17 protein-coding genes are annotated in these 15730 nt (G+C 35.9%); 16 read left to right on the top strand and 1 reads right to left on the bottom strand.

Annotated elements, in window-relative coordinates; translation table 11 throughout:
* Window positions 1-12: 12 nt before the first annotated feature.
* The 5 genes from TE34_RS13585 to TE34_RS13565 all read left to right on the top strand — a co-directional run bounded on the left by TE34_RS13585 (window position 13) and on the right by TE34_RS13565 (window position 4580).
* On the top strand, window positions 13-1479 hold the full coding sequence (locus TE34_RS13585) for a spore germination protein (protein ID WP_157037632.1): 1467 nt from the start codon (window positions 13-15) through the stop codon (window positions 1477-1479).
* A 131-nt stretch (window positions 1480-1610) separates the two neighbouring features.
* Complete coding sequence (gene lysA, locus TE34_RS13580; protein WP_047985354.1) at window positions 1611-2918, top strand: diaminopimelate decarboxylase; 1308 nt, start codon at window positions 1611-1613, stop codon at window positions 2916-2918.
* Between the two features lie 155 nt (window positions 2919-3073).
* Window positions 3074-3511, top strand: coding sequence for a peptidylprolyl isomerase (locus tag TE34_RS13575; protein ID WP_047985353.1), 438 nt, complete (start codon window positions 3074-3076; stop codon window positions 3509-3511).
* A gap of 21 nt (window positions 3512-3532) precedes the next feature.
* Window positions 3533-3994 (top strand): hypothetical protein, encoded by a 462-nt coding sequence (locus TE34_RS13570; protein WP_047985352.1) that lies wholly within the window; start codon window positions 3533-3535, stop codon window positions 3992-3994.
* A 229-nt stretch (window positions 3995-4223) separates the two neighbouring features.
* Entirely contained in the window at window positions 4224-4580 is a 357-nt protein-coding gene (locus TE34_RS13565; RefSeq protein ID WP_047985351.1) for a GNAT family N-acetyltransferase, read from the top strand.
* A gap of 107 nt (window positions 4581-4687) precedes the next feature.
* Here TE34_RS13565 and TE34_RS13560 read toward each other — a convergent pair whose 3' ends face one another.
* Window positions 4688-4777, bottom strand: coding sequence for a YjcZ family sporulation protein (locus TE34_RS13560; protein WP_047985350.1), 90 nt, complete (start codon window positions 4775-4777; stop codon window positions 4688-4690).
* Between the two features lie 158 nt (window positions 4778-4935).
* On the opposite strand from TE34_RS13560, the gene TE34_RS13555 reads away from it, so the two are divergent.
* The 11 genes from TE34_RS13555 to TE34_RS13505 all read left to right on the top strand — a co-directional run bounded on the left by TE34_RS13555 (window position 4936) and on the right by TE34_RS13505 (window position 15697).
* Window positions 4936-5679 (top strand): segregation/condensation protein A, encoded by a 744-nt coding sequence (locus TE34_RS13555; protein WP_047985349.1) that lies wholly within the window; start codon window positions 4936-4938, stop codon window positions 5677-5679.
* 1 nt (window position 5680) lies between these two features.
* Complete coding sequence (scpB, locus tag TE34_RS13550) at window positions 5681-6265, top strand: SMC-Scp complex subunit ScpB (RefSeq protein ID WP_047985348.1); 585 nt, start codon at window positions 5681-5683, stop codon at window positions 6263-6265.
* Between the two features lie 202 nt (window positions 6266-6467).
* Window positions 6468-7568 carry a D-alanyl-D-alanine carboxypeptidase family protein gene (locus tag TE34_RS13545; protein ID WP_047985347.1) on the top strand — a complete coding sequence of 367 codons (1101 nt, stop codon included), beginning with the start codon at window positions 6468-6470 and terminating at the stop codon, window positions 7566-7568.
* Between the two features lies 1 nt (window position 7569).
* Window positions 7570-8154 (top strand): nucleoside recognition domain-containing protein, encoded by a 585-nt coding sequence (locus tag TE34_RS13540; RefSeq protein ID WP_047985346.1) that lies wholly within the window; start codon window positions 7570-7572, stop codon window positions 8152-8154.
* Window position 8155: 1 nt separating this feature from the next.
* Window positions 8156-8686, top strand: a complete 531-nt coding sequence (locus TE34_RS13535) for a spore maturation protein (RefSeq protein ID WP_047985345.1) — start codon at window positions 8156-8158, stop codon at window positions 8684-8686.
* Between the two features lie 97 nt (window positions 8687-8783).
* On the top strand, window positions 8784-9527 hold the full coding sequence (locus TE34_RS13530) for a pseudouridine synthase (RefSeq protein WP_047985409.1): 744 nt from the start codon (window positions 8784-8786) through the stop codon (window positions 9525-9527).
* 50 nt (window positions 9528-9577) lie between these two features.
* Complete coding sequence (resA, locus tag TE34_RS13525; RefSeq protein ID WP_047985344.1) at window positions 9578-10156, top strand: thiol-disulfide oxidoreductase ResA; 579 nt, start codon at window positions 9578-9580, stop codon at window positions 10154-10156.
* Between the two features lie 17 nt (window positions 10157-10173).
* Window positions 10174-11892, top strand: a complete 1719-nt coding sequence (resB, locus tag TE34_RS13520) for a cytochrome c biogenesis protein ResB (protein ID WP_047985343.1) — start codon at window positions 10174-10176, stop codon at window positions 11890-11892.
* Window positions 11893-11912: 20 nt separating this feature from the next.
* Window positions 11913-13106: a c-type cytochrome biogenesis protein CcsB gene (gene ccsB / locus TE34_RS13515; RefSeq protein ID WP_047985342.1), complete on the top strand. Its 1194-nt coding sequence runs from the start codon at window positions 11913-11915 to the stop codon at window positions 13104-13106.
* Window positions 13107-13211: 105 nt separating this feature from the next.
* Window positions 13212-13928 carry a response regulator transcription factor gene (locus tag TE34_RS13510; RefSeq protein WP_047985341.1) on the top strand — a complete coding sequence of 239 codons (717 nt, stop codon included), beginning with the start codon at window positions 13212-13214 and terminating at the stop codon, window positions 13926-13928.
* Window positions 13928-15697 (top strand): ATP-binding protein, encoded by a 1770-nt coding sequence (locus tag TE34_RS13505; protein WP_047985340.1) that lies wholly within the window; start codon window positions 13928-13930, stop codon window positions 15695-15697. The genes TE34_RS13510 and TE34_RS13505 overlap by 1 nt, the downstream gene beginning before the upstream one ends.
* The last annotated feature ends 33 nt before the right edge of the window (window positions 15698-15730 follow it).

Here is a 15730-nt window from a genome sequence, read left to right as displayed (position 1 = left end):
GGAGGACTAATATTGACTCAACACCCCGTTTCAGCAATTATCAAAGAAAATGCTCGATACTTAAAAGAAAGAGTTGGTGTCGGTACTTCTTTTGATGTAGGATTCCGAACAATCACGATTCTTAAAACAGAGGTTCAATTGTATTATGTAACAGGTTTAATCGACAGTGTAATTATCCAGGATATAATTGAAGAACTAGTTAATTTAAATGAAAAGGAAAAAGAACGTAAAAAAGTTGCTGAGATTATAAAAAATCGATTACTTCACCAACAAGTCACTGATATTAAGACGTTAGATGAGTCTGTCGATCAAATTCTATCTGGGTTAATTGTGTTATTTATTGATGGAGAGCGATTTGCTTATGCGGTTGATGTGCGAAGTTATCCGGGACGTTCTCCGCAAGAGCCTGACACAGAGAGGGTAATTCGTGGTTCAAGAGATGGATTTACTGAGAATATTATTGAAAATACAGCTTTAACAAGACGAAGAATTCGTGATGAACGTCTTCGGAATGAAATGTTAAAGGTTGGAGAACGTTCTAAGACGGATGTTTGTCTATCTTATATAAAGGACATTGCCGATGATGGGTTAGTAGAATTAATTAGAAAAAAGATTGAAAAAATCGATATTGATGGTATTACTATGGCAGAGAAATCCTTAGAAGAATATCTTGTTGAACGTAAATGGAATCCGTATCCATTAGTTCGGTTTACAGAGAGGCCTGATGTTGCAGCCAATCATCTACTAGAAGGGCATGTACTCCTAACAGTTGATACTTCACCTAGTGTTATCATTGTTCCAACTACTTTCTTTCACCACTCACAACATGCTGAAGAGCATCGCCAAGCACCGTTAATTGGAACCTTTATCCGGTGGATTCGTTTCTTGGCAATATTCTTATCGATATTTTTATTGCCGACTTGGCTAATGTTTGTTATGGACCCCACACTATTACCGAAAGAATTCTCATTTATCGGTCCAAATGAAGAAGGCAATATTCCAATTGTTATTCAACTCATATTGGGTGTGATTGGAATTGAGTTTCTAAGGATGGCCGCGATTCATACACCGACAGCATTATCTACAGCAATGGGGTTAATAGCTGCAGTGCTAATTGGACAAATCGCTATTGACGTTGGGTTACTAAGTCCGGAAGTAATACTCTATATATCTGTAAGTGCAATTGGATCATATGTAACTCCAAGTTATGAACTCAGTGTTGCAAATAAGGTTGCTACGGTTGTTTTATTACTGGCTACAGCATTCTTTGGAATATACGGTTACGTAATAAGTTCTACCTTATTTATCTTATTCTTAGTCAGTCTGAGATCGATGCGCACACCTTACATGTGGCCGTTAATTCCATTTAATCCAAAAGCTATGTTAACTACTTTAATCAGGGTGCCTACACCATTTGCAAACACCAGGCCAAGCATTGTACACCCGAAAAATATTTATCGTCAACCAGTTGAAAAATAGACTTTTAAAGGAATAGGACTTCTCCATAATAGGAGGGGGTTTTATTCCTTTTGTTTTTTTAAGGATTATGATAAATTTTTTATATGATTAGTGGCTTTTACTTAAATATAACTTATGAATAGGTGAGAATTATGAATTTGGATCATTATCCATATCAAATAAATCAATTAGGTCATTTAGAAATAGGTGGGTTAGACACCGTAGAACTAGCTGAAAAATACGGAACACCACTGTATGTTTATGACGTTTCAATAATCCGAGAGCGATGTAGGGCTTTTGTTGAAACCTTTAACAAGTTAGGGGTACAAGCTCAAGTTGCTTACGCTAGTAAAGCCTTTTCTTCCATTGCAATATTACAGGTTATTAAACAAGAGGGACTGTCTGTTGACGTTGTTTCAGAAGGTGAACTCTACACAGCATTACAAGCAGGTATTGCACCGGCTAAAATCCATCTGCACGGTAATAACAAAAGTCCTCGTGAACTTGAAATGGCTATCGAGCATAATATTGGTTGTATTGTAGTAGACAATTTCTATGAGATCGAGTTATTAACTCGTATTCTTCAGGAGCATAAAAAGACTATCGACGTAATTATCCGTGTAACACCTGGAATAAAATCAAATACACATCAGTATATAATGACAGGAAATGAAGACTCGAAGTTTGGTTTTGATCTACATAACGGACAAGCAGATGAAGCATTTAATTTACTGAATGAGAGTCCTTTCGTTAACTTTAGAGGATTACATTGCCATATTGGGTCACAAATATTTGATACAGACAGATTTGTAAGTGCAACAAATATTTTATTTAATAAGCTAGCGGATTGGAAAAATGATTTTGGCTACATACCAGAAGTGTTAAATTTAGGTGGTGGATTTGGTATTCGATATACCAAGGATGACCAACCTATTCCGCTACATGAATATGTAGAAAGACTGGTTGAAACTGTACAAGAGCACAGTTCTAATTTAAACATCCCGATTCCAGAGATTTGGATAGAACCTGGAAGGTCTATTGTTGGTGATGCAGGAGTGACATTGTATACTGTAGGGTCGAAAAAACATATTCCGGGTGTCCGTGACTACATTTCTGTGGACGGGGGAATGACGGATAATATTCGCCCTGCATTATATCAAGCCAAATATCATGGAGTGCTAGCAAATAGAGCTAATGAGCCGAAAGAAACGGTTGCTTCAGTAGCGGGGAAGTGTTGTGAATCTGGTGATATGTTGATATGGGATTTACCTATCCCTAAAGTGACAAGTGGTGATATCCTTGCCATCCTTTCCACCGGGGCATATGGATATTCCATGGCTAGCAACTACAACAGAATACAAAGAGCTGCTGTCGTGTTCGTTGAAGATGGAATCGATAAGCTAGTAATAAGAAGAGAAACGTATGAAGATATTATAAGTCATGATTTATCTTATGAATAAACAGGACTATGATAGGGTGTTACTATTCTAGTTTTTGTATACTTTTTAAGCCAATAATATTGATACAAAAGGACCATAAACTTTAAATTGATGTGTAGAAATGTTATGATATGTAGGATATGAATTTGTTTTTGAAATGATAGGAGATGAATTAAATGGCTAAAAAAGGCTATATTCTAATGGAAAATGGGAATAAAATAGAATTTGAATTGTATCCAAATGAAGCACCAGGAACAGTGGCGAACTTTGAGAAATTAATTAACGAAGGATTTTATAATGGTTTAACATTTCACCGTGTAATTCCTGGATTTGTTAGTCAAGGTGGATGTCCAGTAGGGAATGGTACTGGTGGGCCTGGTTACACCATTAAATGTGAAACAGATAATAACCCACATAAGCATGTAGAAGGATCACTATCGATGGCCCATGCAGGTAGGGATACTGGTGGTTCTCAATTCTTTATTGTTCATGAACCTCAGCCGCATCTGAATGGCGTACATACAGTTTTCGGTCAGGTTACTTCCGGAATAGAACACGCAAAAGCAATGCGCAATGGTGATGTAATGAAAGAAGTGAAGGTTCTTTCTGAATAAGAGAATTGATGGTACAGTCAGATGAATACAGTTTTATTATTGTACCTTGTACTTTTCGTTGCACCAATTAGCAACCTATTTCATGAGTTAGGCCACATGCTTGGTGCAGTGTTTGTAAAAGCAGATAAGATAACTATATTATTAGGTAGAGGAAAAAAGGTTTATAAACTGTATTATAAGCATATAGACATTCAGATAGGGTGGTTGTTTTTTACAACTGGATTAACAGTAAGTAATCGAACCATTCCATATAGATCATCCGAAATAGTCTGTATAACATTATGGGGACCTCTCCTAAATGCAATAATTGTATTCATCTCTTACCTCATCTATCAAAGCATACCGAATGCATACACACTAGTATTCATGCTATATAATGGGTGGTTATTTGTAATAAATTGTATTCCTTTTAAGATTGGGAAGCAAGAATCGGATGGCTATATTATAATTCGTGAAATTGTTAAAAAAATGTATACTAGTTAGTAAAAATTGGCAATAATGGTAAAAGGATGAGTAATTTGAACCAACGTAAGAAAAATATCCTACTATTTATAATTTTACTCGTGCTAGGTATTATTTGGGGATTTGCCTATTGGATTCTATTTGTTTTTTAAATTGACAAATATAGATTAATAGGTCAATATATATAACGAACTCCAATTGAAATGAACAACTACTAGATCAAAAGTTATATACATAGTGAGGGGTATCTATGTTAAACCGATATAAGAAAAATTCGGAAAAGATTGCAATGGGTTTATTGTCATTCATGCCCGAAGAAAAAGATGTAAAAAAGTTACAGGCTACGATTAAAGAGTATGAGACGAATCCAAACTGGCATCTTTATCTATGGAAAGAAGATGATGACATTATTGGTGCAATCGGATTACGAGTTGATGGTGAACAAGCAATTATTCAACATATCTCCGTAAATCCTTCACACAGAAATGTTGGCATTGGTAAGAAAATGATTCAAGAAGTTGCAAGCCTTTATGAATCCAATTATGAGTTAAAACCTGTTGAGCAGGTAGAACGTTATTTTGAACATTGCATTGGGGAAGAAGACTAGGTGAAATTTCTTAGAATAGAAATGAAGAGCTTCCTAGACAAAAAAATCAGCCCTACTATTTAAATAGGGCTGATTTTTGTTAACTTTAATAGTCGTAGCTTATGCTCTTATAACCAAGCAGCACCAACGATAATTAAAAGAATGAACAATACTACGATTAGAGCAAAGCCTCCGCTGTTATTATATCCTCCACCCATTAAAATTCCTCCTTTTTTAAACTTTAATAAATGTTTTGGGGAACATTTATCTTACGTTAATAACTTATGTAAATACCCACCCCTGTGTATAGGCGTTTCAAACAAGTTCGTATAAAATTAATTTCGAGCTGTTATTTTTTCGGGAAAGGGCGACAAGTATGGAACAAGTATATCAAGTAAAATTAGATACATTTGAAGGACCACTTGATTTATTGTTACACCTGATCAATCATTACGAGATTGATATTTATGACATCCCTGTGGCCCAAATAACTGAGCAATACATGAACTATATTCATGCGATGCAACATCTTGAACTTAATATTGCTAGTGAATACCTAGTCATGGCTGCGACCCTTTTAGCAATCAAAAGTCAAATGTTACTTCCTAAACAAGAAATTGAAGAAGTCGATGAAGAATATATGGAAGACCCCCGAGAAGAATTGATGCAACGATTAATTGAATATAGAAAATTTAAGGATGCTGCAGAAACCTTTAAAGAAAAAGAAATTGAAGCACATCAAACATTTACTAGAGCCCCAGTGATATTTGACAATCTAAACATAGAAAAGACAGTTGTTCAAGGTGATATTTCTATATATGATATGCTTGGTGCATTTGGGAAAATGTTAGAAAGAAAGAAATGGAAGGAACCGCTTGACACTAGAATTCAAAAGGCTGAGATTCCTATTGAACAACGTATGGAAGAGGTATTGAATATCGTCAAACGATCAAATCGTAATGGTGTTACATTTGATGAATTGTTTACGCAACGTACTAAATCTCATATTGTTGTAACCTTTATGGCAATACTTGAGTTGATGAAAGTTAATCAGGTAACTTGTAAACAGACCAAACACTTAGATACATTATATGTATATTATGCAGGGGATGAAATATAGAATGAAAAATGTAAAAGCTATTTTAGAAGGTCTCCTATTTGCATGTGGGGATGAAGGTATTACCATAAAGGAACTTGCCAAAATAATGGAAGTCTCTGAAAAAGCGATTGAGCATTTAATTGAAGAATTAAAATATGATTATGAACACGCTAGTAGGGGAATTATGATTATGGAATCCCAAAATGTTTATCATCTTACCACTAAACCAGAGCACAGCGAATATTACAAACGATTAGTCGAAGCTCCACAATCAAGCCGTATGTCTCAGGCCGCATTAGAAACTTTGGCGATCATCGCTTATCGACAACCAATCACTCGTTCGGAGATTGATGAAATACGTGGGGTAAAGAGTGATCGTCCTGTCCAGACATTAATTGCAAGATCTTTAATTGAAGAGGTTGGTCGTAAAGAAGGAGTGGGACGACCAGTATTGTTTGGAACAAGTAAAGATTTTTTAACCTACTTCGGTTTAACTTCGTTAGAAGAGCTTCCACCGCTACCAGATAATTTCGATGTGGATGAGTTTGAAGATGAAGCGGATTTATTTTTTGATCGCTTTAATCAAATGGAAGAGCCAAATAATTAGCCAATACACAAACCAGACTAAGCTCGCTCTTATTTTTAGATCAATATATTATTCTCTTACTCTTACAGATTTCTCTGTGAGAGTTTTTTGATTTGTAAGAGATAGTTATTTTGAAGTATTAAACTTAAGCTTGTATATTTTTAATCATATCAAGTTAGTACATGCATAAAATGTATAGACATGATTTTGGGGAGGACAAACGATGCGCTTTATTGCAATAACCCTAATTACTATTATCATATTTACCTTTTCACTACCGATTGTGGGACATGCTAACCCATCTGTATCGGCAAACAACGCAGTATTGATTGAGCAGTCAACAGGTAGAATCCTATTTGACAAAAATGCACATGAGAAACAAAATATAGCAAGTATTACAAAAATCATGACAGCCATTGTTGCCATCGAATCAGGCAAGATGAATGAGTTAGCTACTGCTAGCGAGAGAGCAGTTTTTACAGAAGGATCTTCTATTTATCTAAAACAAGGGGAAAAGATGGTAGTGGAAGACCTAGTCTATGGATTAATGTTAAGGTCTGGGAATGATGCTGCTGTTACAATAGCGGAGCATGTAGGTGGTAGTGAAGAAGGGTTCGTTTATCTGATGAATGAAAAAGCGAAATGGCTTGGAATGGATAATACACATTTTGATAATCCACACGGACTTGATTCTGAAACTCATTATTCATCGGCGTATGATATGGCGTTACTTATGCGATATGCTATGCAAGATAAAGAATTTCAGAAGATAACAGGAACAAAATCTTATAAATCTGATAATAGAGAATATAGCTGGAAAAATAAAAATAAGCTACTTACGGTTTACTATAAATATTGTACAGGCGGGAAAACAGGTTTTACGAAACAAACTGGAAGAACGTTAGTATCAACAGCTACCAAAGATGGCATGGACTTAATTGCTGTTACTCTAGATGCACCAGATGATTGGCGTGACCATATGCAAATGTATGAATGGGGATTTAAAAACTTTGATATGAAACCGCTCAGTGGTCAGGGAATAATTAATATTCCAATTAGCCCTGAAGAATCAACGAAAGGCTATATTCACGATGATGCTACATACCCTTTGAAGGATGGGGAGATGGAATCTATCCGAATTGAAACACTTTCTATTGAATTATCCTTACCAGGCGAAGAGCATATAGTTGGAAAGCAGCTCGTTTATTTAAATGAACAACAAATCATGGAGGTTGCGATATTTCAAGAAGATGTACCTAATACAGAGGAGACATTCTTTTCTAATCTAATCTCAATAGTGAAACAAATATTTAAGGTGGGGTAACATGGTTAATATAATTTGGGCTTTCTTAGCTATCGTCGGGATTGTTTATGCCATGTTTAATGGAACGATGGATGAAGTAAATAAGGCTATTTTTGAAAGTGCCAATGAAGCTGTTACTCTCTCAATTGGTCTTATCTCTGTTTTGGTATTTTGGTTAGGTATCATGAAGATTGCTGAAGAAGCAGGAATTCTAAAAGGCCTTGCAAGGGCTTTTAGACCAATTGTTGTCAGACTATTTCCTGAAATACCAAAGGATCACCCTGCAATAGGATATATTTTGTCAAATATTACTGCGAATGTGTTTGGGTTAGGAAATGCAGCAACTCCCATGGGGATAAAAGCAATGGAACAAATGAAACAATTGAGTGGTTCTGACGAAGCTTCGAGGTCAATGATTACATTTCTAGCGATTAACACATCTAGTTTAACCTTAATACCAACCACTGTAATCGCTATCCGGATGCAATATGACTCTATCTCCCCGACAGAGATAGTAGGAACAACAATCATAGCAACCTTAATTTCAACTTTGAGTGCAATAATGATTGACAGGATTTTCTATTATAGAAGTACTTGGAGGAAATAAAATGATTTTCATCTCACAGGTAAGTATATGGATTATTCCATTGTTTATTATGCTCGTACTGTTAGTAGCAACATGGAGAAAAGTGCCATCATATGAATTGTTTGTCGAGGGAGGAAAAGAAGGGGTTAAAATGGCCTTTTCTTTACTTCCCTTTTTAGTGGGGATGATTGTAGCTATTGCCATTTTTAGAAGTTCTGGAGCTTTAGATGCAATTATTGGTTTGATTTCTCCAATTCTTCTATTCTTTGGAGTACCTCCAGAAATTGTTCCATTAGCTCTTGTTAAGCCAATTTCAGGATCTGCTGCCCTAGGAGTAACGACAGAATTGATTGCAACCCATGGACCAGATTCTTTTATTGGAAGATTAGCTTCAACGATGCAAGGGAGTACGGATACTACTTTGTATATTTTGACAGTTTACTTTGGTGCTGTGGGTATACGTAAGATGGGCTATGCTCTTAAGGTTGGACTTTTAGCTGATTTGATTGGTATAATAGCAGCAATAGTTATTGTTACACTGGTGTTTGGTTAATCCCTTAACGCGTATTTTGGATAAAATCGTTTATGTAGCGTTAACATAAAGTTAACGCTATTATTGTGTTAAAAAATGAAAAGAAATCGGTGATATGATGTCAAATACATATGAACGCTTACAGAAGGTAATTGCACAAAGCGGAGTTACCTCTAGAAGAAAAGCGGAGAAACTTATCCTAGAAGGTAAAGTTAAAGTAAATAATAAAGTAGTAAAGGAATTAGGTACAAAGGTTAGTCCAGATGACAAGATAGAAGTTGAGGGAATACCACTTGAAAAGGAGATACCTGTTTACTATTTACTTTATAAACCTAGAGGAGTAATATCTAGTGTTAAAGATGAAAAAGGTAGAAAAGTTGTAACTGACTTCTTCCCAGATGTTGAGGAAAGAATTTATCCAGTAGGGAGACTGGATTATGATACTTCAGGAATTCTTCTATTATCTAACGATGGTGAGTTTGCGAATAAAATCATGCACCCGAAGTTTGGTGTAGAAAAAGTATATGTCGCTAAAATCAAAGGAATCCCTTCCAAAATTGAACTAGCACAACTTCGTAAAGGTGTACGTGATAAAGGAGAAGTATTGAAGGCTATTCGTTATCGCGTAATTTCAACAGATAAGAAGAAGAATGTAAGTGTGCTTGAATTGACATTACGAGAAGGAAAAAACCGACATGTTCGTCGTATGATGGAACAATTGGGATACCCTGTTCTCAAATTAAAACGTGAACGATATGGATTATTAACGCTGGATGGCCTGCGAATCGGGGAGTATCGAAAGTTAAATCCCAAAGAAGTTAAGCAGATGCTCAATTTAGCTACGCAAATTGTTGAAGATTAGACATAATTTCAATGACGTTATAATGATATAATGGGGCGGGGAGTGATAATATGAGTGTAGAACAAGCAAAATTAAAGAAAAAAAACAAAAAGAAAAATAGATTAATCTTTAGAACCATCATACTAGCTATCTTGCTTTTGGCAGTAGTATATGCGTTAGTGACAAATATTACAGCAGACCGAACAATCTATAAAGTTGGCGATAAGGCTCCCGATTTTCAATTGACTCAAGTAAACAACTATAATGATTTGGAAACTATTCGATTAAGTGATTTTGAAGGAAAAGGTGTTATGTTGAATTTCTGGGGGACTTGGTGTGAACCTTGTGAAGCAGAAATGCCATATATGCAAAAACTTTACCCAGAGTATAAGGATAAGGGTGTTGAGATAATTGCCGTTAGTTTAGATGCGACTGAATTTGTCGTTGACAAGTTCATTGATCAATATGACCTGACGTTCCCCATTCCTCATGATACGAAAGATGTAGTAAGAGACAAGTATAAAGTCGGTCCAATTCCAAGTACCTTTTTTATCAGTCCCGAGGGGGAAATTGTTGAAATTGTTGAAGGGGCACTAACACTTGAGCGATTAGAGAGTTATCTAAAACAAATTCAACCTTCTGAATCATAAACCAGAGAGGGATTTTTATGAAACATATTAAATGCGAATGTGGCCACGTGAATCCAGAGGGGACAGTTCTCTGCGAGGCATGTGGCAAGCCGATCGAAGTAAATCAGCATATCGATGGCAATGATAAAAAGAAGTTGTTGAACATGCGCTATGAGGGTAGTGCGAGAAGATCAACTACATATAACAAAACAATCATTGATAAAATTTGGAATTTCTTTTCTTCTGTAAAGGTCGCTGTTTGGCTCATCATACTGGCATTAATTGCTTCGGGTATAGGTACCATATTGCCATTAGAACAATATATTCCAGCTGATGCAGTTTCCAGAGACCCAGCAATATTTTATCCTGAAACCTACGGGTTATTTGGACAAATCTATTTTCAATTAGGTTTTCACAAATTATACAGTTCATGGTGGTACCTTATCTTAATCTCCTTAATAGGAGTATCTTTAGTAATCTGCAGTATCGACCGATTTGTTCCGCTATATCGTGCCTTGAAACGACAGAAAGCAAAACGTCATCAATCGTTTCTTAATAGACAGCGTTTTTATAGTGAGTCAGAACTAGTTTCTCAAGAAGATATTGATGCTGTTAAAGCACAGTTAAAGAAACAACGTTATCGAATCATGGAAGAAGAAGGACATTTTGTCGCTGAAAAGGGTAGATTCTCTAGGTGGGGTCCGTACGTCAATCATATCGGATTGATAATCATTTTGATTGCAGCTTTACTACGTACAACTTCATTTTTCTATATTGATGATTATGTATGGGTTAGAGAAGGGGAACTAACTGTTGTTCCAGGAACAGAAAGCGAGTTCTACATTGAAAATAATGAATTTATTCTCGATACATATGATACAGAGGATGAAAGATTCAAGGATGCAATTGCTAAGCAAGGACAGATTATTCCAAGTAACTTCCAAACAAATGCCACTATATACACAGCAGAAAATTCTGATGTTATAGGTGCAGAAGAGAATTTGGAGGAACTTGGGGAGTATCAAATTAGTATGAACAAACCAGCTAAATTTGGTGGCTATACGCTTTATCAACAAGGTTATCAACTTAATGAGTTTTCAACAATGACTTTTAAGATTTATGAGATGAATGATTCTGAAGCGGAGTCTTTAGGTGAATTTACTATTGATTTATTTAATCTCCAAACAGAGTATGTGTTAGATAATGGGTTTAAAGTTGAAGTAGTCGAATATTATCCAGACTATTCGTTAACAGAAAACGGTGTTAGATCCAAGACGAATGAATCTAATAATCCAGCATTTGTATTTAACTTGTTCCCTCCAAATAGTGAAGCATCAGAGATTAGCTTTGTAGGTGATGTAATTGGCTCTGCGGAGGATTTAGGGATAGATACGTCGGTAGTTGATTTGCAACCAATGGCTAATGTTATTGGGGCATTTGCGCCTTCAATTGATGCAACAGGTGAAAATGAATATCGAGTCTTAATAGATTCGATAGAATTTGATCGAAAAAGTGGATTAAGTATTAAGAGGGATTATACACTTCCATTATTTGGCCTTGGTGCAATTATCTTTATGATTGGTGTAATTCAGGGAATGTATTGGCAACACCGAAGAATATGGTTACATTCTAAATCTAATGGTATACTACTAGCTGCACACACGAATAAGAATTGGTTTGGTCTGAAAAAGGATATTGAAAAAGCTATCGAAGGTACTTCCGTTCGAATGGTAGAAGATCAAAAAGAAGATGATTAGGTAGTACAAGGAGGACACTCATGGAGAGTTTACTAAATACGAGTAGTACAATGCTTTTCACAGCTTTTATATTGTACTTAGTAGCAACTTTTTTCTTCGGTTTTACGATTAAAGATAAAACCAATGAACACAGGAAATCTGGTTTTATTGGAAAGTTAGCAATCACTTTGACCATAATTGGTTTTTTTGCACAATTAATCTATTTTATTACTAGATGGATGGCTTCTGGGCATGCACCTGTTAGTAATATGTTCGAATTTGTAACATTTTTAGGTATGTGTTTAGTTTTGGCATTCATCATCATTTACTTTATTTACAGAATTAATATTCTAGGACTTTTCGCATTACCTATAGCAATGATATTCATTGCTTATGCGAGTGTGTTTCCAACAGAAATAGCACCTCTTGTTCCATCGCTTAAAAGTCACTGGTTGTACATTCACGTGACAACCGTTGCTTTAGGTTCAGGTATTTTATTTATTAGTTTTGTTGCAGGGCTGATTTACCTTATTCATGAAGTGGACCAACATGAGCGGACATTACGTACTGTATCTCTAGAGGTTATTTTATACATTATATTCTTATTACTAGGTTTTATTATCATTTCAACTATTTATAGCTCAATGAATTATAATGCAAGCTTTGAGTATGAACTAAATGGTAAACCTGTAGTAGCCAATTATACGCTACCAGCTATTGCTGCACCAAATGATGGTACTCTAGTTACAGAAGGTGTAATGGAACCATGGTTTGAAACCCCTTCTTGGATGCAGGGAGCAGATGCTGGACGGAAATTCAATAGTGTAATATGGTCATTTTTCACGGGAACTTTACTTTATTTACTAACTCGTTTAGTTTTACGTAAGCGAGTAGGCGCTGCAATTCAGCCGTTACTAAAACATGTAAAGCCTGACTTAGTAGATGAGATTAATTATCGATCTGTTGCGATTGGGTTCCCAGTATTTACCCTAGGAGGATTAATTTTTGCTGCTATTTGGGCGCAAGAGGCATGGGGTCGATTTTGGGGTTGGGATCCAAAAGAAGTATGGGCATTAATTACCTGGTTCTTTTATGCGGCGTACTTGCATCTTAGACTGTCACGAGGTTGGCATGGTGAGAAATCAGCGTGGTTAGCTGTAATTGGGTTTGGAATTATACTGTTTAACTTAATCGTTGTAAACCTAGTTTTAGCAGGTCTACACTCGTACGCATAATGCTAGCCGAAAACATGACATTTTTAGCACAAATGTCATGTTTTCTTATACAATTTAAATACATTGTTTTATACTAAATTCAAGTAGAAAAAGGGGGAACAATCAATGGGAAATAGTACCCGTGTACTTGTTGTTGATGATGAAGAAAGAATTCGCAGACTAATTCGGATGTATTTAGAACGTGAGGAATTAACTGTAGAAGAAGCTGAAAATGGTACAGAAGGATTAAGTATGGCATTGGAAAATGATTACGATGTCATTCTATTAGATATTATGATGCCTGAGATGGATGGTATTGAAGTTTGTCAGGAGTTAAGAAAAGAAAAAAACACCCCAGTAATCATGCTCACCGCTAAGGGGGAAGAAACAAATCGAGTTCAAGGATTTGAGGTTGGAACGGATGATTATATCGTAAAACCGTTTAGTCCTAGAGAAGTTGTTCTCCGTGTTAAAGCATTACTTAGAAGAACAGGAAATTCTGGTGGACAAGAAGTGAATGCGCAAACGAAAGATTTATTAGTCTTTCCACATCTAACAATAGATCATGATGCACATCGTGTGACAGCAGATGGACAAGAAGTGGCATTAACACCTAAAGAATACGAATTACTCTGTTACCTGGCAAAATCACCTGATAAAGTATTCAATCGTGAACAGCTATTGAAAGACGTATGGCAATATGAGTTTTTTGGAGATCTGAGAACTGTAGATACACATGTGAAGCGCCTTCGTGAGAAATTAAATAATGTATCCAAGAAAGCAGCTAAGATGATTGTAACGGTATGGGGAGTTGGATATAAATTTGAGGTAGATGATGAATAATGTTTTGGCGTAGTTTAGTAGGGAAACTGGCAGTAACGATACTATTGCTAGTTTCTTTTGTCTTATTTATTCTTACTATATTTCTTTTACAATTCTTTGAAGAATTTCATATTCAAGAGGCAGAAGAGGACTTATTACAAACTGCAACTAAGATTTCTGTCATGGTTGAAAATCACGAGGACAAATCTTTGATTTACGAAACAACAGAAAGAGTGAAAGACCCATCAAGTAAAGTTATCATTGTCATGCCTGATGATGAAGCTTGGAGTTCAAAAACCAATGACCCCCATTTATCCGGGATGGAGGATGAATGGTTCATTAATAATTCCAAAGTTTCGCAGATCATTTCTTCAGATGAGCCAGTAAAAGGTGAAATTGAAATTTCTAAAGAGGAACCTGGTGTTATGCTAGTTGGAATAGCTGTCCCTAATACAGATGCAGCCGTTTTGGTTTACCAGTCACTCTCTATTGTGGATAAAACGAAGTCTGAAACTACTAAGATTATTTTAGTAGCTGCTGGTGTTGCAATTATATTAACAACATTTTTCGCTTTCTTCTTATCCACTCGTATCACCTCTCCACTTATTAAAATGAGAGAGGCTGCTTTTGATTTAACTCGAGGTGAATTCAATACAAAAGTGCCAATCTTAACACATGATGAACTTGGTGAACTGGCAATGGCCTTTAATCATATGGGAAGGCAGCTTAAATTTCACATAAATGCGTTAAGACAGGAGAAAGAACAGTTATCGAGTATTGTTAATTCAATGGCAGATGGCGTAATAACACTCAGTCGAAATGGGGAAATCATTGCCACTAATCACCCAGCAGAAATGTTCATTGACGATTGGTATTTCGAGAAAAATATCACAAAAGGTGAGGGTCAGCTTAAATTACCGAAAGAATTGTATGTTTTTCTTGAACAAGTAATTGAAGGGGAAAAAGAAGTTGTTGAAGAGATAACACTTCAAGGTAGAACCTGGGTAATGATTATGACGCCACTTTATGACCAATCTTATATACGTGGTGCAGTCGCAGTTATTCGTGACATGACAGAAGAACGTAGGTTAGATAAACTACGGAAAGATTTCATAGCAAATGTGTCGCATGAGCTCAGAACTCCAATTTCTATGTTACAGGGTTATAGTGAAGCAATTGTTGACGATATAGCAGAAAGCAAAGAAGAGAAGAATGAGCTTGCTCAAATTATTTATGAGGAGTCATTGCGGTTAAGCCGCTTAGTTAATGAACTCCTTGATATGGCAAGTATGGAAGCAGGACATTTAACTTTAAATAAGGAAAAAGTACAAATAACTCCTTATATCGATCGAATATATCGTAAGTTTAAAGGGATTGCAGACGAGAATGACATTGAACTAGTACTGTCAAAGGACATCCAAGAAACGCATGCCCATTTTGATCCTGATCGCATAGAACAAGTCTTCACCAATCTGATTGATAACGCAATCCGCCATACTAATGAAAATGGCTTTGTAAAAGTAACTGTTCATAATGATGATCGTGCCTTATCAGTTTCGATTGAGGATAGTGGTAGTGGAATTCCAGAAGAGGATTTACCATTTGTATTTGAACGTTTCTATAAAGCTGATAAGTCAAGGACTAGAAATAAGCATGTAAAAGGAACAGGGCTAGGTCTCTCCATCGCTAAAAATATAGTCAAATCTCATAAAGGAACGATTACAGTTAAAAGTAAGTTAAATATAGGTACGACTTTTAATATCGTCTTACCAAGAGATGAAAATAAATAAATCTTGTATTTTTAAAATGGTGTGTTACTATAT

It is taken from the genome of Ornithinibacillus californiensis (assembly GCF_001038485.1).
In the GTDB taxonomy this organism is placed as follows: Bacteria; Bacillota; Bacilli; order Bacillales; family Amphibacillaceae; genus Ornithinibacillus; species Ornithinibacillus californiensis.
The sequence above is the reverse complement of the archived record's forward strand: the minus strand, read 5'-3'. Positions and strand labels throughout refer to the sequence as shown.

Coding starts and splice junctions, on each gene's coding strand:
- lysA (WP_047985354.1), top strand. CDS start 1,611: ATGAATTTGGATCATTATCCATATCAAATAAATCAATTAGGTCATTTA.
- TE34_RS13575 (WP_047985353.1), top strand. CDS start 3,074: ATGGCTAAAAAAGGCTATATTCTAATGGAAAATGGGAATAAAATAGAA.
- TE34_RS13570 (WP_047985352.1), top strand. CDS start 3,533: ATGAATACAGTTTTATTATTGTACCTTGTACTTTTCGTTGCACCAATT.
- TE34_RS13565 (WP_047985351.1), top strand. CDS start 4,224: ATGTTAAACCGATATAAGAAAAATTCGGAAAAGATTGCAATGGGTTTA.
- TE34_RS13560 (WP_047985350.1), bottom strand. CDS start 4,777: ATGGGTGGAGGATATAATAACAGCGGAGGCTTTGCTCTAATCGTAGTA.
- TE34_RS13555 (WP_047985349.1), top strand. CDS start 4,936: ATGGAACAAGTATATCAAGTAAAATTAGATACATTTGAAGGACCACTT.
- scpB (WP_047985348.1), top strand. CDS start 5,681: ATGAAAAATGTAAAAGCTATTTTAGAAGGTCTCCTATTTGCATGTGGG.
- TE34_RS13545 (WP_047985347.1), top strand. CDS start 6,468: ATGCGCTTTATTGCAATAACCCTAATTACTATTATCATATTTACCTTT.
- TE34_RS13540 (WP_047985346.1), top strand. CDS start 7,570: ATGGTTAATATAATTTGGGCTTTCTTAGCTATCGTCGGGATTGTTTAT.
- TE34_RS13535 (WP_047985345.1), top strand. CDS start 8,156: ATGATTTTCATCTCACAGGTAAGTATATGGATTATTCCATTGTTTATT.
- TE34_RS13530 (WP_047985409.1), top strand. CDS start 8,784: ATGTCAAATACATATGAACGCTTACAGAAGGTAATTGCACAAAGCGGA.
- resA (WP_047985344.1), top strand. CDS start 9,578: ATGAGTGTAGAACAAGCAAAATTAAAGAAAAAAAACAAAAAGAAAAAT.
- resB (WP_047985343.1), top strand. CDS start 10,174: ATGAAACATATTAAATGCGAATGTGGCCACGTGAATCCAGAGGGGACA.
- ccsB (WP_047985342.1), top strand. CDS start 11,913: ATGGAGAGTTTACTAAATACGAGTAGTACAATGCTTTTCACAGCTTTT.
- TE34_RS13510 (WP_047985341.1), top strand. CDS start 13,212: ATGGGAAATAGTACCCGTGTACTTGTTGTTGATGATGAAGAAAGAATT.
- TE34_RS13505 (WP_047985340.1), top strand. CDS start 13,928: ATGTTTTGGCGTAGTTTAGTAGGGAAACTGGCAGTAACGATACTATTG.